The organism is Clostridium sediminicola, assembly GCF_050402865.1.
Taxonomy (GTDB): Bacteria; Bacillota; Clostridia; order Clostridiales; family Clostridiaceae; genus Clostridium_AF; species Clostridium_AF sediminicola.
Genome location: NZ_BAABMF010000001.1, coordinates 57,862 through 77,043 on the forward strand (window position 1 = coordinate 57,862; position 19,182 = coordinate 77,043).

14 protein-coding genes are annotated in these 19,182 nt (G+C 28.6%); 12 read left to right on the forward strand and 2 right to left on the reverse strand.

What is annotated here, in order from left to right:
- The first annotated feature begins 150 nt into the window (after positions 1-150).
- The 7 genes from ACQ3F0_RS00275 (at position 151) to ACQ3F0_RS00305 (ending at position 10,108) form a co-directional block, all read left to right on the forward strand.
- A complete protein-coding gene (locus ACQ3F0_RS00275; protein ID WP_428862981.1) occupies positions 151-984 on the forward strand; it encodes a MerR family transcriptional regulator in 834 nt (277 codons plus the stop codon).
- A 111-nt stretch (positions 985-1,095) separates the two neighbouring features.
- On the forward strand, positions 1,096-2,130 hold the full coding sequence (locus ACQ3F0_RS00280) for an NAD(P)H-dependent amine dehydrogenase family protein (RefSeq protein WP_428862982.1): 1,035 nt from the start codon (positions 1,096-1,098) through the stop codon (positions 2,128-2,130).
- A 263-nt stretch (positions 2,131-2,393) separates the two neighbouring features.
- Positions 2,394-4,409, forward strand: a complete 2,016-nt coding sequence (locus ACQ3F0_RS00285) for an MASE3 domain-containing sensor histidine kinase (RefSeq protein ID WP_428862983.1) — start codon at positions 2,394-2,396, stop codon at positions 4,407-4,409.
- A 136-nt stretch (positions 4,410-4,545) separates the two neighbouring features.
- A complete protein-coding gene (locus ACQ3F0_RS00290) occupies positions 4,546-5,814 on the forward strand; it encodes a hypothetical protein (protein ID WP_428862984.1) in 1,269 nt (422 codons plus the stop codon).
- 243 nt (positions 5,815-6,057) lie between these two features.
- Complete coding sequence (locus ACQ3F0_RS00295; protein WP_428862985.1) at positions 6,058-7,293, forward strand: M20 family metallo-hydrolase; 1,236 nt, start codon at positions 6,058-6,060, stop codon at positions 7,291-7,293.
- Between the two features lie 17 nt (positions 7,294-7,310).
- On the forward strand, positions 7,311-8,723 hold the full coding sequence (locus ACQ3F0_RS00300) for a YfcC family protein (RefSeq protein ID WP_428862986.1): 1,413 nt from the start codon (positions 7,311-7,313) through the stop codon (positions 8,721-8,723).
- Positions 8,724-8,911: 188 nt separating this feature from the next.
- A complete protein-coding gene (locus ACQ3F0_RS00305; RefSeq protein ID WP_428862987.1) occupies positions 8,912-10,108 on the forward strand; it encodes a M20 metallopeptidase family protein in 1,197 nt (398 codons plus the stop codon).
- Between the two features lie 213 nt (positions 10,109-10,321).
- On the opposite strand, the gene ACQ3F0_RS00310 is transcribed toward ACQ3F0_RS00305, so the two are convergent.
- Together ACQ3F0_RS00310 and ACQ3F0_RS00315 are read right to left on the reverse strand one after the other, a co-directional pair.
- Positions 10,322-10,585: a hypothetical protein gene (locus tag ACQ3F0_RS00310; protein WP_428862988.1), complete on the reverse strand. Its 264-nt coding sequence runs from the start codon at positions 10,583-10,585 to the stop codon at positions 10,322-10,324.
- Positions 10,586-10,612: 27 nt separating this feature from the next.
- Positions 10,613-11,632: a threonine aldolase family protein gene (locus ACQ3F0_RS00315; RefSeq protein WP_428862989.1), complete on the reverse strand. Its 1,020-nt coding sequence runs from the start codon at positions 11,630-11,632 to the stop codon at positions 10,613-10,615.
- Between the two features lie 261 nt (positions 11,633-11,893).
- On the opposite strand from ACQ3F0_RS00315, the gene ACQ3F0_RS00320 reads away from it, so the two are divergent.
- The 5 genes from ACQ3F0_RS00320 to ACQ3F0_RS00340 all read left to right on the forward strand — a co-directional run bounded on the left by ACQ3F0_RS00320 (position 11,894) and on the right by ACQ3F0_RS00340 (position 19,159).
- Complete coding sequence (locus ACQ3F0_RS00320; RefSeq protein ID WP_428862990.1) at positions 11,894-12,577, forward strand: ABC transporter ATP-binding protein; 684 nt, start codon at positions 11,894-11,896, stop codon at positions 12,575-12,577.
- Positions 12,567-15,092, forward strand: coding sequence for an ABC transporter permease (locus ACQ3F0_RS00325; RefSeq protein WP_428862991.1), 2,526 nt, complete (start codon positions 12,567-12,569; stop codon positions 15,090-15,092). Before ACQ3F0_RS00320 ends, ACQ3F0_RS00325 begins: the two co-directional genes overlap by 11 nt.
- A gap of 69 nt (positions 15,093-15,161) precedes the next feature.
- Positions 15,162-15,854 carry a response regulator transcription factor gene (locus tag ACQ3F0_RS00330; protein WP_428862992.1) on the forward strand — a complete coding sequence of 231 codons (693 nt, stop codon included), beginning with the start codon at positions 15,162-15,164 and terminating at the stop codon, positions 15,852-15,854.
- Positions 15,855-15,936: 82 nt separating this feature from the next.
- Complete coding sequence (locus ACQ3F0_RS00335) at positions 15,937-16,785, forward strand: sensor histidine kinase (RefSeq protein WP_428862993.1); 849 nt, start codon at positions 15,937-15,939, stop codon at positions 16,783-16,785.
- 325 nt (positions 16,786-17,110) lie between these two features.
- Entirely contained in the window at positions 17,111-19,159 is a 2,049-nt protein-coding gene (locus ACQ3F0_RS00340) for a BglG family transcription antiterminator (RefSeq protein WP_428862994.1), read from the forward strand.
- Positions 19,160-19,182: the final 23 nt, after the last annotated feature.

The window sequence follows — 19,182 nt, forward strand, 5'->3', positions numbered from 1 at the left end:
ACAAACATATAAATATTGACAAACTATGTTCCAACTATTGAGGAACAAAAAGTAGGTAGAGATTTTGAGAGAGATAGCATGGAAATATATGTTATAATAACATTATTATTAGTATAAGGTTTAGTATGAGTGAAAATAAGGAGTGGTTGTATGGAAAGGTTGACAATTGGCCAAATGTCCAAGTTAAATAATATTTCGAAACAAGCACTGAGATTATATGACAAAATAGGGCTACTAAAGCCTTATATCATTAATGAAGAAACTGGTTATAGATACTATAGCATAAAACAAAGTGCTCAATTAGATATGATTCAATATATGAAATCTTTAGGAATGACATTAAGTGATATAAAAAATATATTTGATAAAAATGATCTATTTGTAATGAAAAGTATTTTACAACAGAAAAGTGAAGAGATAAACAAACAAATAAAAAAGTTAAAATATCAAAAAAGGGCAATTGAGCGTTCTATAGGAAGCTATGAAAGATATGAAAATTCTCCTTCGGACGGTACTATATTAGTTGAATATATTGAAAAACGACGTATGTACTGCGTTGATGAAGGATTGAATTTTTATGATTATGATATTGATGTATACGAAGGAATGTTGAGGGAACTAAAAAACAAACTTATATCAGATGGTGTACCTGAAATATATTTTTGTAATGCAGGAACTATTTTGCGTAAAGAAAACTTAGAAAAACAAAAGTTTGTTTCCAGTGAAGTTTTCGTTTTTGTAGATAAGGAACATGTAGATGAAAAACTCATAGTTCAAATTCCATCAAATACATATTTATGTATATATTGTAGTAGTTTTGATAAAGAAAAAGAATATATACTTAAGCTTTTGAATGAGGTTGAGAAGAAAAGATATGAGATTGTAGGAGACTATATTTGCGAGGTTTTAGCTGAATTACCTGTATTTCATAATGAAGAGAGAAGTATGTTTTCTAGATTACAAATACCTATAAAAATTCGTTAAGTTTTTATCAAATTTTAGTTGACTTTATAGTTACTATAACTTTTATAATAAAATTAATAAATGGTAAAAAATGAAAATGTTACTTAAAAAATTATGAAAAGAGGTATGGGTATGTTTAATGAAAAAGTTAGAGTAATTCAGTATGGTTGTGGTAAGATGTCTAAGTATATACTTCGTTATTTATACGAAAAAGGGGCAGAAATTGTTGGTGCAATTGATGTAAATCCAGACATAATTGGCATGGATGTTGGAGATTGGGCAGAACTTGGAGTTAAACTTGGAGTTACTATTAGAAGTGATGCAGATGCAGTTCTTGATGAATGTGATGCAGATATTGCTGTTGTTACTTTATTTAGCTTTATGGATGATGTATATCCATACTTCGAAAAAGCCATAAAGAGAGGCATTAACGTAGTAACAACATGTGAAGAGGCTATTTATCCTTGGACAACTGCGCCTGCAATTACTAATAAATTAGATGCCCTTGCAAAAGAAAACGGTTGCACAATAGCTGGTTCTGGTATGCAAGATATATATTGGATAAATATGATTGATTGTGTTGCTGGTGGAGTTCATACAATTGAAAAAATAGAGGGTGCTACCAGTTATAATGTTGATGAGTATGGTCTTGCCCTTGCAAAGGCACATGGTGTAGGATTAACAGCAGAAGAGTTCGAAGAACAAATTGCTCATCCGGAAACTTTAGAGCCTGCATATGTATGGAATTCCAATGAAGCAATTTGTTCAAAAATGGGATGGACTATTAAATCTCAAACTCAAAAGTGTGTTCCATATTTTTATGATTCAGACTTATATTCATCAACACTTGAATCAACTATACCAAAAGGTCGTTGTATAGGAATGAGTGCAGTTGTTACTACAGAAACATTCCAAGGACCAATAATTGAGACTCAGTGCATTGGTAAAGTTTATGGCCCAGAGGATGGCGATCTTTGTGATTGGAAAATTACAGGAGAACCAAATACGGAGTTTTATGTAAAAAAACCAGCAACAGTTGAACATACATGTGCAACAATAGTGAATCGTATTCCTAAAGTTATTAATGCTCCAGCAGGATATTATACTATAGAGAAAATGGAAAATGTAGAGTACATGTCTTACCCTATGCAGCTATATGTAAAATAGGAGGTTGTTTAAAGCTATTTGAAGCAATGATTTTGAATTTACACTGAAATATATATTTAATATAAACGTGAGTAAAACCATAACTTTAATAAAAAATAGTCCATAAATGGGCTATTTTTTTGATTAATTTTTGCTTTTTATATTATATTAATTTTCAAATAGATATCTTATTGAAATATTTGTTATCATATAACATTAAATGACAAAATATTCAAGCATGACATGTTAATATAAAGATATACTATAATATGTTGGAGGTAAATATGGAGAAAATTGATTGTAGAACTCAAAGAGCAAGAACGCTTACTAGCAAAGATTATATTTTCATCATATCTGGAATTGTTATTTTATGGTATGTAAATCAATATAACCATTTAATGTTTCATACAACAATTGAATTATTAACAATAGCAGTGGGTTTTAGTTTAATGTTTATCTCTATTGGGACAAGCAAGGTTTGTGATAACAGCATGTTAACATATGTAGGTATCATTTATGGATTTGTTGGTTTTATAGATTTCTTTCATGCATTATCTTATGAGGGAATGGTTATATATCGTGATAGTTTAAATGTTTCAGTACAATTATGGATAATTGCTAGGTACTTTGAAAGTATAGCATTAGTTGTTTCGATATATTATACAAAAAGAAAAATAAATATAAATAGAATAATTTTAATTAATTTTATTGCAACAATGGTGTTGATATCTTTAGTATTTTTATTTAAAGTATTCCCAAGATGTTATATAGAAGGGGTAGGGTTAACAAAGGTAAAGGTTGTTAGTGAATTAATAATAATAGGGATGTATATATTGTTTATTTATCTTTTTAGAAAGAATAATAATAAAATTTCAGTAAAAGCAACAAATTTACTAACTTATTCTTTGATTTTTAAAATAATTGCAGAGTTAAATTTATGTTTTGCTAAAGATGTGCATGACTTAACTAATTTTTCAGGGCATATTAACAAAGGCATTTCATTTTATTTCATGTATAAAGTATTATTTCTAGCAATAATAGTAGATCCGTATAATACTATATTTAATAAGTTAAACAAAAAAGCAGATGATTTGAAAAAAGCAAATGTTGTTATAGCAAATAAATCTATTATGTATGGAAAAATTTTAGACTTTTTACCTAGTGGAATAGTAAAAAAAGAAAATAATAAAGTAGTATATGTGAATAGAACTTTTAAAGAGATGTTTAATATTGATTTTAAAAATAAGATATCAGAGGAGGATCCAAATTTTAATGATTGCAAGGAAATTAATAAAATTTGTGCATTAAATAGTCTTGAAGAAGATAATCCTTCATTTCGTTCAAAGGAATATGAGTTTTTAACAAATGATAAAAAACTAATAACTGAAATTTCGTCGTTAACAATAAATGATGATGGCACGGAGTCTTCTATATTCGTAATTAAAGATATCGGGGATAAGAAAAAAGCAGAAAAGGTTATGGAAAAATTAAAAGAGAAAGAAAAAGAAGAAAATTTAAAAAGTGAATTTTTTGCTAATATATCTCATGAACTTAGAACTCCTATTAATGTTATTTACTCTGCACTACAAATGGAAAAGATTTTCTTAAAAAGTGATGATATAGAAAGAATAAAAAAATATAATTTGATTATTAATCAAAATTGCTTGAGACTAATAAGAATAATAAATAATATTATTGATTCTACAAAAATTGAAGCAGGCTTTATGAAACCAAAGTTCAGTATTAATAATATAGTTCGACTTGTTGAGAATATAACTCAATCTGTTATCAGTTATGCAGATCATAAAAATATAAATGTGGTGTTTGACACTAATGAAGAAGAAATTTATGTTTTATGTGATTCAGATTACATTGAAAGAATTTTGCTTAACCTTTTAGCTAATGCTATTAAATACGGCAAAAAGGGTGGAAACATAGAAGTTTCTTTAAGCACTGAAGAAAGTGGAAAAGTTATGATAACAGTTGAGGATGATGGAATTGGTATACCAGACGGTAAAAAAGGAAAAGTATTTAATAGATTTGAGAAGGTAGATAAAAGTATAAATAGAGCTAACGAGGGCAGTGGAATAGGATTATCTATTGTTAAAGCATTAGTTGAGATTCAAAGAGGTGCTATTTGGGTGGAAAGTAAACTAGGGGAAGGAAGTAAATTTTACATAAAGTTCCCAATTGTAGAAGGATTAGATGAAGTATGTGCAACCAAAGAGGACTCTATTAATAGTCAAAAAAATAATATTATTGAGAAAATAAATATTGAATTTTCGGATATATATTTTTAAATTATTAAGCAAGTTTTTTAATTATTGATTAATTGTTGTTTTATTTCTTTTAAACTAAAAAATATGATTTGCGTATAGGGGAGAGTTTATATATAATAATTTTGATAGCTAAAAGTTAGAGAACAGGAGAAATGAAATGAGAATCGGAGTAATGGGACCTAAGGACTCAATAGATAAAGTATTAGAAATAAAAGATGAGTATGATAGTGATATCGAGTTGATACCATATGAAGCTCATACGCTAACAGATAGTGCTAGGTTAGCTGAAAAATGTCAAAGAGAAGTTCATGGGATTTTATTTACAGGATGTTCAGTTTATGATTCGGTTTATCAATCAGTTAAAATAACTAAACCCAATAAATTTGTACCGCATAACGAAACTAGTTTATTTAACTTAATTCTAAAAGATTTGGATAGCACAATATATAATGTCAGTGTAGATATAATTGAAGAAAAAATACTTAGTGAAATTATATCTGACACTAACATTAAAAGTTACAAAGTTTTATCTCGCACTCCTGAATATACAGAAAAGGACTATATTAATTTTCATGAAGAAAACCTAAAAAATGGTAGTATAGATGCGATTTTTACTACTTTCAGTCCAATATATGATTACTTTAAGAAAAAAAATATACCAGTATATAGACTTTATACTACTAAGTTTTCAATAAGGAATACTATAAGCCATTTAATAAGCGAGATAAAGAATAATGAAATAGATGATGCTAAAATTTCTATCCAGATTATAAAAATTGATATTGATGCAAATCATCATAAAACAAAATTTGAATATTTAGATAAAGTATTGGACTTTGAAAAAGAGTTAATTGGATATTTAAGGACTATTAATGGAGCTATATTTAATTCTAGTTGGAGTGAGTATATTATTTTTACAACGAAGGGATATATAAAGTCAGAAGAAGCCAGAAGTCAATTTTATAAAATTTTAACTAAGAGTAAATTCAGAGTATATTCTGGTGTAGGAGTTGGAAATAATGCAGCAGAAGCAGAATACAATGCTTCATTAGCTTTAGACTATTCTGAAGATAGTCTGGAAAACTGTTATTTCTTTATTTATGAAGATAAAATGGTAGAAGGTCCTATTTTACAATCAAATAACTTGTTATATAGAAACAATACAATAAACACTTCTTTAAAAAAAGTCTCTGAAAATACTGGATTGAGTATTAACTATCTTCAAAAGCTTCAGAGTATTATTAAATTATACAAGAAAGATAGTTTCTCCTCTTCTGAGTTAGCTTATTATTTAGGGATAAGTGAGAGAAGCTCTAGAAGAATATTAAAAATGCTTGTAGATGGAGGTCATGGAAGTAAAGTTGCTTACGAAAGTAAATCAGGAGCGGGAAGACCACAAAATATAATTAAGATTAGTGGAATATAGAATTTAAGTCGGATAAAGTATATTTATTCGACTTTTTTAGTGCTCAAAAAAAGGTTTTATAGGACTTTCTTGACATAAGAAAAAAAGAAAGGTATTATTTAATTATGAACAAATTAAGAACAATGACCTTAACAAATATTAACATAAAATTAAAACATATTGGAAAATGGATAATTTGTTGCTAAATTATCAAAAAAACAACGAAAATTAGAAGAAAGTATAAACATGAAAGTAGGTTTATTTATGTTAGGTAAAAGATGTATGGAATATTTAAAGGAACTGTCTCAATTTAATGAAGGTTCAAATGGATTAACTAGATTATTTTTAACTAAAGAGCATGCAAGTGCTATAGCTCTTATTACAAAGTGGATGGAAAATGCAAATATGAGTGTTACTTTAGATGAGATAGGAAATTTGATAGGAACGTATCATTCAGAGCTTACAAATGCTCCTACTCTGATGATTGGCTCACATCAAGACAGTGTTATTAATGGAGGTATATTCGATGGTATGTTAGGATTCATTGTACCAATTGTCTGCGTAGAAGAGTTATCTAAAGAGAAAAAGAAATTACCATTTAATATTAAGGTTGTGGTATTTGGAAGCGAAGAAGGAACTAGATTTAAAAAAGCATATTTAAGTAGCATAGCATTGAGAGGGAACCTTGAAGATAGTCTTCTTTTTGAACTAAAAGATAATGATGGAATCACTCTAAATGATGCTTTAGAAGAGTTTGGACTAGAACCTAAGAATATAAAAAAATTAAAAATCGATGAATCTGTATCAGATTATCTTGAAATGCATATTGAGCAAGGTCCTGTTTTACAACACTTAAATAGTCCTGTTGGCGTTGTTAAAGCTATCAATGGATTTAGAAGATACAGTGTTGAAATAAATGGATTTGCAGGGCATGCAGGAACTCTTCCTATGGACATGCGAAGAGATTCTCTTGTAGGCGCCAGTGAAATAATAACCTATATTGAAAAAAAAGCTTTAGAAAATTCTGATCTAGTGGCTACTGTAGGAAAAATAGAAGTTAGTCCTGGAGCTATTAATGTTGTTCCAGCAAAAACTACTTTTACTATAGATATTAGGTCCGGTGTTGAAAATAACATTGTCCAAGCCGTGGAAGAAATATCTACATATATAAAAAGTATCTGTGAAAAAAGGAATTTACAGCATTCGATTGAATATATCACAGGGGATGCTCCCTGTGAATGCAATAAAAAAATGATTGATCTCATTGGTAAGAGCATAGAACAACTAGGATTAGACGTTTATCATCTTAATAGCGGAGCAGGTCATGATGCTCAAGAATTGAGTAAATCTATAAATATAGGTATGATTTTTGTTAGATGTCTTAATGGAATTAGCCATAATCCTGATGAGAGTGTTTCTATTGAAGATCTAAACGTTTCAGCTAAAGTGTTATTAAGAGTATTAAATAATTATAATAAAGTTTTATGCAAAAACATTTAAAAAGAGGAGGAGTATTAATGAAAGAAACAAAGAAGTGGTACCAGAAGGTGCCAAATGCATTCGTTATTTTGTTTATTATATTAATAATAATGAGTGTATTAACTTACATTGTCCCGTCGGGAGAATTTCAAACAAAAATGATGGATAATGGAAGAATGGGAGTTATCCCTGGAAGTTTTAGCTATATTGAAAAAACTCCGGAAATGACAGTATCATTATGGGATATCTTTAGAGCTATACCTGTTGGTATGGTTCAAGCAGGTAGTGTAATGATGATAGTATTTTTAGCTGGTGGTATGTTCAAAATTCTTGAAGAAACTAGAGTAATTGAAAGTAGTATTGGAATAACAATTAAAACAATTGAGGAAAAAAATATTTCAAAACGCATGACTTTAGTTATTTTAACTTTAATTTTTGGATTTTTTGGTGCTGCAGTAGGGTATGAAAATCTAATACCTTTTGTGCCTCTTGGAATTATGGTTGCACTTGGTTTAGGATATGACCTAATGGTCGGTGCAGCAGTGGTTATTGGTGGGCTTTCTGTTGGATTTGCCACTTCACCTATAAACCCATATAGCGTAGGAGTAGCACAAGCAATAGCAGATCTTCCTACTTTTTCTGGTATGGGACTTAGAACTACATATTGTTCAATAGCTTTGATAGTTCTAATACATCATACCATCAAGTACGCAAAGAAAATTGAGAAAGATCCATCAAAAAGTATGGTTAGGGGAATTTCTACTGATGGACTTCAAATTAATAAAGAGAAAATTAATTCATATAGTTTGGATGGTAGAGGAAAGTTAATATTAGCAATATTTTTATCTTTTATAGTAGTGGTAGTTGGTGGCGTTATTAAATACAAATGGTATCTTACTGAAATTTCTGCACTTTTCTTATTATATGGTATATTAATTGGTATTGTTGCTAAATTTGATTCTGATAAAATTGTAAATACATTTATTAAAGGAGCTTCACAAATTGTTGGAGGGGCATTAATTATTGGTTTTGCAAGGGCAATAAAGGTTATTCTAGATCAAGGAAAAATAGGAGATACTATTATTAACAGTCTTGCAGCTCCACTAGGGAACTTTACTCCTACAATATCTGCAATTTTAATGACATTAGTACAAGGAGTAATTAACTTCTTTATTCCATCAGGAAGTGGGCAAGCTATGGCTACTATGCCTATTATTGTTCCATTAAGTGATATTATAGGGGTAAATAGACAAGTTGCAGTACTAGCATTCCAAATTGGAGATGGTCTTATCAATATGGTAGTTCCTACTCTAGGTGGACTTCTTGCAATGCTAGCTCTTGCAAGAATACCTTTTGATAAATGGTTCAGATTCATTATTCCATTGGTTATAAAACTCTTTGTTATAGGTTGGATTTTCATTGGAATAGCAACAGCTATTAACTGGCAATAATAGACTAGGTATGCTTTAATAGTTAATAAAAAGAGGGGAACTGTTTTCCCTCTTTTTAATTAGGCTCTGATTTAAATGGTTGTAAGTTTTAAGGTGTGAGTTTTGGATTGAAAAAGTACTTTAACTTACCACTTGCAACTTACAACTATTTAAGACGCAGCACTAAATATAGAGACAAGAGGTGCAAAATGATAGATAAAAAGTTAGCAAAAAAAATTGATGATTATGCAAAGAAGATTAAAGATGAAGCTATTTCTATTAGGAGAGAGCTGCACCAAATACCTGAAATAGGTGAGGATTTACCTAAGACTCGTAGGTTTATTTTGAATGAGCTAAATAAATATGATGTAGAAGTAAGTGAAAATGTGGGGAATAACGGAATAGTTGCTTTATTAAAGGGTGGTCAAGAAGGAAAGACTGTTGCATATAGAGCTGATATGGACGCACTTCCAATATTAGAAGGAAATGATTTTCAATTCAAATCAAAACATAAGGGTAAAATGCATGCATGTGGACACGATGGACATGTAACTATAGCGCTATCTATTCTAAAAGTTTTATCATTTATCAAAGACGAAATTAAGGGGAATATAAAATTTGTTTTCCAACCGGCAGAGGAAACAGTAGGTGGAGCTCTTAATATGATAAATGATGGAGTTCTCCAAAATCCTAAAGTAGAGTATATATTAGGATCACATATATGGCCGTCTATTGAAAGTGGTCAGTTTGGTTTACGTAAGGGACCTATTATGGCAGGGGCAGATATATTTGAGATTTTTATTCAGGGGAAAGGTGGACACGGAGCAATGCCGCATAAGGCTATAAATCCTATAGTTGTTGGCTGTAAAATTATTAATGAGATAGAAGCAATTAAGAATTATTTTGTAAATTCTAATGAAAATGCAGTTGTAACTATTGGTGCATTAAATAGTGGTGATGTACATAATGTTATTCCTCACAATGCTACAATACTTGGAACAGTAAGGTTTTTTTCTAAAGATACTCAGGATATAATAATTGAAAAGCTCCAAAAAATTATTGACAATATATCTGATATTTATGGAGCGGAATGTACTTTGAAATATACAAAGCGTTTTCCTGCAACTATAAATAATAGTGATGTGATTTCGAATATAGAACATATTTTAACTAGTTATGGTATGGAAGGAAATATATTTAAAATAGATGAACCTTCTATGGGCGCAGAAGATTTCAGTTTTTATCTGCAAGAAATTCCAGGGTCTTTTATTTTTCTAGGAACAAAGAATGAGGAGAAAGAAATTGTTAATGAAATACATCATCCTAGATTTAACATAGATGAAGATATTTTTGAAAAAGCGACCTCAATTTTATGTAAATTATTACTTGAATTTTTAGAAAAATAAAGATATGTTTGTATTGTGAAACATTGAATTATTAAGGATGTTAAGATTAGTAACTTTACTTTTTACAGATTCTATAACAAAGATAAAATTGCTATTTGGAACTGAAGAAAGGAGTACCGGAATGAACCGGTACTCCTTTTTAGTTATGTAGTACTAAAGAATTATTTGTGAGTAAGGCTGATTTTCACAAAGCCTCAGTAACTGAATTAAATTTCACGGTCTAAGTCTTGTACGGCAATTGGGACAAAATTTTAATGAACTTGGCGGAATTCTTGCATCTAAAACATGATTACATACAGGGCATTTATATTTTCTACTTAAAAATATAGCTACACAAAAGATTAAAACTGTTAAAACTATTCCAGTTGTGTTTGCAAGTAAACCTAAAGGGAACATTGCTAAGAAAAGAAGAAGAAAACTAAGAAGTCTATAATTTCCAGCTTTATCAACTTTTTTAAAAATTTCTTCAGTATTCATATAAAAATTCCCTCCAATTAAATTTATTTATTTTTCCAATTCATCAATAAATTGAAGAACGGCTTCTTTTTTTGTAGCCCATGAAGTAACTAATCTAACAGCAGAGTTATTTTCGTCAATTTTTTCCCAAACTATAAATTTAAACTTTTTCTCCAATTTTTCAATAAGTTCATTTGTGAAAATTGGGAAAATCTGATTTGTTGGAGAGTTTATAAAGAATTCATAATTAGCGTCTTTTAAACTTTCAGTTAAAATATTTGCCATTTCGTTTGCATGATTTGCAAGTTCAAAATAAAGATTATCGTTGAATAGTTCTTCAAACTGGATTCCTAGAATTCTTCCCTTTGCTAGGAGCGCTCCTTTTTGTTTTATATAATATCTAAAATCTTCTTTCAAACTTTCATTCTTTATAACTAAAGCTTCTCCAAGAAGAGCTCCAGTCTTAGTTCCTCCAATAAAAAATGCATCAGTATAATCACACATATTAGCCATAGTTAGATTGGCTTCTTTTACACAAAGAGCAGAGCCTAATCTTGCACCGTCTACATATAATAATAAATTCTTAGATTTACAGTATTCACTTAGTAATTTAAGTTCATCTTTAGAATATACTGTACCTAATTCTGTAGGATTTGAAATATATACCAGTTTTGGTTTCACAAGGTGCTCATTTAAGTGACAATCTAATACCCCTTGAATTTTAACAGGAGTTAGTTTTCCATCATTTGAATCCACTGTAATTACTTTATGGCCAGTATTTTCAATTGCTCCAGTTTCATGAACAGCAATGTGTCCTGTATTAGCAGAAATACATGCTTCATGAGGTCTCAAAAAAGCACTTATTGTTATTAGATTAGTTTGAGTTCCTCCTGAAATGAGATGGACATCAATATTTTCATTTCCAATAAGTTTTTTTATTTTAGAAATTGCGTTTTTAGTGTGGGTATCATTTCCATAACCTTCTTCTTGAATCATATTTGATTCAATCAAAGCATTTAAAATATTTGGATGAGCACCTTCACTATAATCATTTTGAAAGCTGTACATTATAATCCCCCTTAAACATTAAATTTTCAAATTCCATTATATTGATAATAAAAATCTTACAATATTACAATCTTTAACTAATTAAAGTATATATATAATTGATTAGATGTTCAACAAAAATTTATATTTATAGATACCTCAGCTCCATAAAGTGGTTAAACCACAAAAAGTAAGATGTTTGTAAGAAGTACGTAGTAGAATAAAAGTATGTTAAGAAGACAAAGAAATTTGTTCAATATAAATGATAATGGAGGCAATAAAATGACAATTTTAAAAACTAGAGATTTGAAAAAATATTATGGTAAAGATGAAAATACAGTGAAGGCATTAGATGGTGTTAATCTAGAAGTGAAAGAAGGAGAATTTATTGCAATTGTAGGAACTTCAGGGAGTGGGAAAAGCACTTTGCTGCATATGCTTGGAGGTCTTGACTATGCAACGAGTGGTTTTGTTGAAGTAGATGGTAATGAACTATTTACGATGAAGGACGAAGCATTAACAGTATTTAGAAGAAGAAATATAGGCTTTATTTTTCAAAATTATAATTTAGTACCCATTTTAAATACCTACGAGAATATTGTTTTACCAATAGAACTAGATGGACAAAAAATTGATGAAATATTTGTTACAAATGTAATTGAGACATTAGGATTAAAAAATAAAGTAAACAGCCTACCAAATAATTTATCAGGTGGTCAACAACAAAGAGTAGCTATTGCAAGAGCTCTTGCTTCTAAGCCTTCAATAATTTTAGCTGATGAGCCAACGGGAAATTTAGATTCAAAAACAAGTTTAGAAGTAATGGGACTATTAAAAGTAACAAGCAAAAAATATAATCAAACTATTGTTATGATTACTCATAATGAAGAAATTGCTCAGATGACAGATAGGATTATTAGAATTGAAGATGGAAAAATTATTGGAGGCAAAAGTAATGAAAATTAAGAATAATAATAATAAAATAATTAATAAAATTATTCTAAGGAGTTTACGAACAAATAAACAGAAAAATATATTTGCCATTATAGGAATTTTACTTACTTCAACTCTATTAACAGCGGTAATAACTATGAGTTTAAGTCTTAATGCTTCAATGGAAAGAAGCAAAATGAGACAAATTGGAACATCAGCTCATGGGTCATTAAAATATTTATCAAATGAAGAGTATAATATATTAAAAAAACATCCCTCTATTAAGGCATTTGGTAGCTCAATCATTGTTAGCGAAATTGAGAATGGAGAATTTAAAGGTTTCAAAGGCGAAATTAGAACTATGGATGAAAATTATGCTAAATGGGGTTTTGCAAAACCTTATGAAGGTCATATTCCTCAAGAATATAATGAACTTATGGCTGCATCATGGGCTTTAGAGGTATTAGGCGTAGAACCTAAAATAGGCAATAAAGTAGTTTTAGAATTTAGTATAGATGGAGAAAAAAGAAAAGAAGAATTCGTAATAAGTGGAGTTTATAAAGGAGATAAATTTGTTTCTATGGCTACTTCATTTGTGGTATCTGAAGATTATACTAATGAATTATTTAAAGGATTAACTCAGGATAAGATTAGATCAAGACGTGAATTAGGTAATGTTTTAGGAACAAGATGTTTAGATATTATGTTCGACTCTCCAGTTAATATTTACAATAAACTAAAGAAAATTACTGATGACTATAATATTACAATGGAAGAAAAAAGATATGGTGTTAGTTGGGCATATACAACGGCTTCATTAGACTTAAACATTATTTTACCTGCAATAGGATTTATTCTTTTAGTTGTCATCAGTGGATACCTATTGATATACAATGTATTCTATATTTCTATTATAAAAGATATTAGATTTTACGGAATGTTAAAGACAATAGGTACTACAAAAAAACAAATAAAAAAAATTGTTATAAGGCAAGGTATGATTTTATCCGCTGTAGGCATACCAATAGGTTTATTATTTGGACATTTTTTAGGTGGTTTTATAATGCCAATGGCTATTAGTACATCAAATATTAGAGAAGTTGTTGTATCAGCTGATTATAAAATATTCTTAAGTTCCATGATTTTCACATTAGCTACTGTATATTTAAGTTGCTATAAACCTTCTAAAATTGCTGGTAAAGTTTCTCCTATAGAAGCCACAAAATATACTGAATCAAAAATTTCAAGAAAAAAAGCTATTAAAAAGAGTAGGAATGGAATGAAGATTCCCAAAATGGCTTTTTCAAATATCTTTAGAAATAGAAAAAAAGCAATTATAGTAATTACCTCTTTGAGCTCTAGTGTTATATTATTTTTAACAGTATTTCAATTCATTAATAGTTTTTCAATTGATGAATTTGTGAAACTTCAAATTCAAAGCGATTTTGTTATTGCAGATCAATCATATTATCAATATAGAGCAGGACGAGCAGACGAAGGGGTATCCAATAATTTATATCATGAACTTAGTGTAATAAAAGGCATAGAAAATATAAATAAAATTTACCTTCAAAGAGCTGAAGATAGAAGTCTAAATAAAGAAAAATTTCAAAAAATAATTCAAACTAATATAGATGCAAATGAAGATGAAATGTTCATTAAATCTTTAAAACAAATGACTTCAGTGGATGTTCAAATTTATGGCTATTCAGATCTATTACTTCAGAAAATGAATAAAGATTATGTTATTAAAGGGGAAATAGATATTGAAAAATTAAAAACTGGCGATTATATTGTTATTTATCAATCAGAAACAAATAATATTTATGATGTTGGAGAAAAATTGAAAATAGATTTACCTGATGGAAATACCAAAGAATTTCAGGTTATGGCATTGGTTAATTATATGTATGCTAGCGATGTACAATCCTTTGATTCAGTAGGGTATAAAGCATATGTACCTATAGAAGTATTTGAAAAATTGATTGAAAATCCTTATATAATGCAAGTTCAGATTGATGCAGAGAAAGATAAATTACAAGAGGTAAATAAAGCAATAAATAAAGTAGTTAAAGATTATAAAAGAATTGTTTATAAAAGTAGAAATGATTACATTGATGAATTTCGAAATTTTACAAAAACCTATAGCACTATAGGGTATTTGCTAAGCTCAGTTATTGGGATAATTGGTATACTAAATTTGGTAAATACAATATTAACAAGTATTATTGTAAGAAAACAAGAGTTTGCAATGTTAGAAAGTATTGGTATGTCGAGAAAACAATTATATAAGATGCTTATCTACGAAGGTTTTTGGTATGCTATTTTAACCTGTTTAACAATTAGTACATTTGGAGTGGGGATAATATATACTATTTTGAATGTATTAGGAAGTTCAATTTCAGCTTTTGAAAATAGTTTTAATATATTATCTTTTATATTTAGTTATGCTGTTATAATTTTCACATGTTTATTAGCTACTATATGTTGCTATAGAACAAATGAAAATGGAAGTATTATTGAAAGATTAAGAACTATTGAGAGTTAGCTCTAAAAGTGTGGCCGCTGCCGCACTTTTTATGGTAATATATACTAAAAAAGACGTTAGGAGATTATTATGACAAAAATACTGATAGTGGAAGATGATGAATTACTAAATGAAGGGCTTTGTTTGAGTTTATGTGATATTTACGAAGTAAAAAGTGCGTTTTCTTGTGAAGAAGCAAAAGTAATGTTGTTAAATGATCGGTACGATTTAATATTATTGGATGTAAATTTACCAGATGGAAGCGGTATAGAATTATGCATGTGGATAAAGGGGAAAGTACCAGAGCAAAGGGTTATTTTCTTGAGTGCTAATGATACTGAAGCCACTATAATAAAAGGATTACAAAGTGGTGGAGAAGATTATATAACAAAACCTTTTAGTATTTCAGTTCTAAAAGAAAAGATGAAAATAATATTGAATAGAATAGAATTAAAAACAGAAAATGATGATAATTTTTATAGATTAGGGGACATAATAATAAATTTTGATAAAAAAGAAGTTTATATTAAAGAGAAGCTTTTAGAATTAACACTTATTGAATATAAATTATTAACTTTTATTATAGAAAATAAATCTCAGGTTTTAACTAGAGAAGTGATTCTAGAAAAATTATGGGATTCAGATGGTAATTTTGTTGATGGTAACACTTTAAGTGTAAACATAAGAAGACTTAGAAAGAAAATTGAAAAAAATCCTTCAAAACCTAAGTTAATAAAAACTGTTTTTGGAATAGGGTACACTTGGGGAGGGGAAGAGTATTAAACTTTTTATAATATTAAATTTAATGGGTTCGGCTGTATTAGTTGTTTCTTTTATACTTTGGATTAAGCATAGAAATAAAAAAATGTTAAGCCAATTAGCAGATAATCTTCAAGATTTAATTAATGGTCATTTGGAAAATAATAAATTTGTTGAGATTGAAGATAACATGATTTCTAAACTTCAAAGTTTAGTAGTTAAGTTAAAAAAGATTCATATAGCAAAAGAGAATAGAATAATTGAGGAAAGAAATAATATCTCTGAATTAGTGTCCGATATATCACATCAGTTAAAAACACCTTTAGCTAATTTAAATATATATAATAGTTTTGTAATGGAAAGTCAGAAAAATGCAACTAATAGTAATTTTGAGTACAGAAGCCAGTTAGTTTCTAAAATGCAAAGCCAGATAGAAAAATTAAATTGGCTTATGGATGGCTTAATGAAAGTTTCAAAGTTAGAATCAAATCTAATTGAAATCAAAAAAGAATATGCATCAATTAATAAAACAATATTAACAGCAATAAGACAAGCTTATATTAGCGCTGAAGTTAAGAATATTGAAATAGAGTATAAAAGCACAAAAGAGATTAGTATATTGCATGATATCAGATGGACAACAGAAGCAATTTTTAATATTATTGACAATGCAATTAAATATAGCTCTGTAGATTCAAAAATTATTATCAGAATAATTCCATATGAAATATTTTTGAGAATAGATATAGAAGATCATGGAATAGGCATAAAAGAAGCGGAGATAAACAAGATATTTAGCCGTTTTTACCGAAGCGTGAATGTCTCAAGTATTGAAGGTGTTGGGATAGGGTTATATTTGTCTAGGCAAATAATTGAAGAACAAAAAGGATATATAAAAGTTAAATCTGAGCTTGGAAAAGGTAGTACATTTTCGATTTTTTTACAGATGGGATAGTTAATAGATAAATAGATTTATTATTTTTAATGAAACTGCAAAAGAAATTTTTCTTTAGCAGTTTTTTTGCGTTTTTTGGGAAATTTAACATTAAGGATGAGTAATCTAATCACTTTTTTTGAAAAACAATTCCTATTTATCCAATTAAAAATTATTAAGAGAGCATATAGAAATCTGAGTAACTACATTATATAGCAACAAAAAATAATACAAAACCATTCAAAAATTGTAATAACGATAGATATAATTAATACAATTTTTGAACTTCCAGAAAATAAACTAAGGTGATAATATTAAATCAACAAAGAGGAACGGAGTGAGAACAATGTGCTATATGTTATTGGATAGCAGAAGTAAATTAATAATGGAGTATTTAGTGAAAAAAGAAGAATACGTTACCATTGACAATATTGCTGAATTCCTCGGGGAATCAAGAAGAAGAATTTATTATGATTTTATAAAAATCAACAAATTAATGGAAGAAGCTAATCTCACACAGATTAAAAGTAAAAGGAATAAAGGAGTTAAGTTACTTAAGGAACATAAAGAGTTTTGGAAAGACTTTGTAGTGAATTATGGTGGAAGCCTAAACTATATTTTTAATCAGGATGAGAGAGTTGCAATAATAATTTGTGAGCTGATTCTCTACAGTGAATCAAAAGGAATAGATGAAATTTCAGAGTTTTTAGGAGTAAGTAGAAATACAATTTTTTCTGATATGAAAATTGTAAAGAAAAAATTAGCTGAATACAAAGTGAGGCTTACTTATAATCAAAAGAATGGATATGTTGTTAAAGGAGATTATTTAAAGTGTAAAGCAGTATTGTTATATTATATTTCAAAGATATATCCATTAATAAAACAAAATATATTGAATTATTTAGAAAACAATATCGTAAAAGGATATCTAGCAAAGTTAAAAGAGATTGAAGCGTTATTAGGAATTCAGTATTATAAAGGAACTTTAGAGACAATTGCCCTATTAATGCTTAGTATAAAAAATACAAAAAATAAAAACAAAACATTACTTAAAGAAATTGAAGCTATTGAAGACATCGAGGATATTAAAAAGAGAAAAGAGTATTCTGCTGTTAATGAAGTTTTATCAGAATTAGATCAAACTGAAAAGCTTTATATATCTCTTCACCTTACTTCTGCACAAGTAGTTTGGATTCCAGAACAAAAGCCAGATGAGCATAAAGAATTCGTTAACTATGCAAAATTGCTTGTAGAATATTTTGAACTTCTAACTGGTGTAGATATAGAGTATAAAAATCAGCTAATTTACAATCTTTCTAGTCATTTGAGTAAAGCTATTTATCGCTATAAATATGGTATTTTAGAGAATAACATAGCTACAAAAGATGTAGAAAAGAGATATTCTGAGCTTTATAGGATTGTTAGCTTGGCAGCTGATAAGCTATCTAAAAAATTAGGATATCCTATAAATAATGCAGAAAAATCATGTTTGACAGCTTATTTTGGATCACATATAAGAAAATATAATATCAGCATACTAAAGTTAAAAGTTCTTTTGGTGGTACCAGAAAATGCTGAATATAGCAAAGGATTAAAAAAAGAAATCGAAAAATCATTTTCAATTTTCAAGATAGTAGATGTAGTTACACCGAGAAGTTTAAGAAAATATAATTCTAAATATGACGCTATAATATCAACTATTGCTCTAAAATTTGATTCTTCTTATGTTTATATTAGTGAACATTTATCAAAAGATGACAAAAATAAAATATTTAATTATTTTATGAATTTGAGGATGTTGAACTATGAAAAGAGAGAGGCAACAGAAGTTTTTGAAAGAATCAAGCATTTTATACCAAAAGAAAATCAAACAGCAGCTTTTACAGAAATTAAAGAATTTTTTAACGATAAAAGTAGCAATATAGAAAAAAAGAATAAGATTGGGTTAATGCAACTTATAAAGAATGAATACGTTCAGTGTATAGAAAATACAGAGTCTTGGAGAGATGCAATTGCTCATGTTTCTCTTCCACTGCTTGAAGATGGCAGTATAAACGAAGAATATGTTGATGCAATGATTATGAATGTAGAAGCATATGGTTCTTATTCTTACATAGCCCCTGGTGTTTTCCTTGCTCATGCAAAACCAGAAGATGGAGTCAATAGATTATCAATGTCTATTATGACAATAAAAGAGGGGGTACAATTTCCAGAAAACAAAATTGTTAAACTCTTAATTGTTTTATCACCAATTGATAACAAAGGTCATTTCGAGGCACTAAAAGATGTTTTCCATCTTTGCGTAAATGAAGATAATATAAAAAAAATAACTAAGGCATCCAATGATGATATGGTATATGAAACTATACAAAATCTCATTGAAAAAAAGGCTTAAGTTGTAAAGTAGTCATCAAAGTA

What these genes read in the sequence shown, in the direction of transcription:
- ACQ3F0_RS00285 (WP_428862983.1), top strand. Translation starts at nt 2,394, where the DNA reads ATGGAGAAAATTGATTGTAGAACTCAAAGAGCAAGAACGCTTACTAGC.
- ACQ3F0_RS00280 (WP_428862982.1), top strand. Translation starts at nt 1,096, where the DNA reads ATGTTTAATGAAAAAGTTAGAGTAATTCAGTATGGTTGTGGTAAGATG.
- ACQ3F0_RS00295 (WP_428862985.1), top strand. Translation starts at nt 6,058, where the DNA reads ATGTTAGGTAAAAGATGTATGGAATATTTAAAGGAACTGTCTCAATTT.
- ACQ3F0_RS00320 (WP_428862990.1), top strand. Translation starts at nt 11,894, where the DNA reads ATGACAATTTTAAAAACTAGAGATTTGAAAAAATATTATGGTAAAGAT.
- ACQ3F0_RS00300 (WP_428862986.1), top strand. Translation starts at nt 7,311, where the DNA reads ATGAAAGAAACAAAGAAGTGGTACCAGAAGGTGCCAAATGCATTCGTT.
- ACQ3F0_RS00315 (WP_428862989.1), bottom strand. Translation starts at nt 11,632, where the DNA reads ATGTACAGCTTTCAAAATGATTATAGTGAAGGTGCTCATCCAAATATT.
- ACQ3F0_RS00305 (WP_428862987.1), top strand. Translation starts at nt 8,912, where the DNA reads ATGATAGATAAAAAGTTAGCAAAAAAAATTGATGATTATGCAAAGAAG.
- ACQ3F0_RS00330 (WP_428862992.1), top strand. Translation starts at nt 15,162, where the DNA reads ATGACAAAAATACTGATAGTGGAAGATGATGAATTACTAAATGAAGGG.
- ACQ3F0_RS00275 (WP_428862981.1), top strand. Translation starts at nt 151, where the DNA reads ATGGAAAGGTTGACAATTGGCCAAATGTCCAAGTTAAATAATATTTCG.
- ACQ3F0_RS00290 (WP_428862984.1), top strand. Translation starts at nt 4,546, where the DNA reads ATGAGAATCGGAGTAATGGGACCTAAGGACTCAATAGATAAAGTATTA.
- ACQ3F0_RS00310 (WP_428862988.1), bottom strand. Translation starts at nt 10,585, where the DNA reads ATGAATACTGAAGAAATTTTTAAAAAAGTTGATAAAGCTGGAAATTAT.
- ACQ3F0_RS00335 (WP_428862993.1), top strand. Translation starts at nt 15,937, where the DNA reads ATGTTAAGCCAATTAGCAGATAATCTTCAAGATTTAATTAATGGTCAT.
- ACQ3F0_RS00340 (WP_428862994.1), top strand. Translation starts at nt 17,111, where the DNA reads ATGTGCTATATGTTATTGGATAGCAGAAGTAAATTAATAATGGAGTAT.
- ACQ3F0_RS00325 (WP_428862991.1), top strand. Translation starts at nt 12,567, where the DNA reads ATGAAAATTAAGAATAATAATAATAAAATAATTAATAAAATTATTCTA.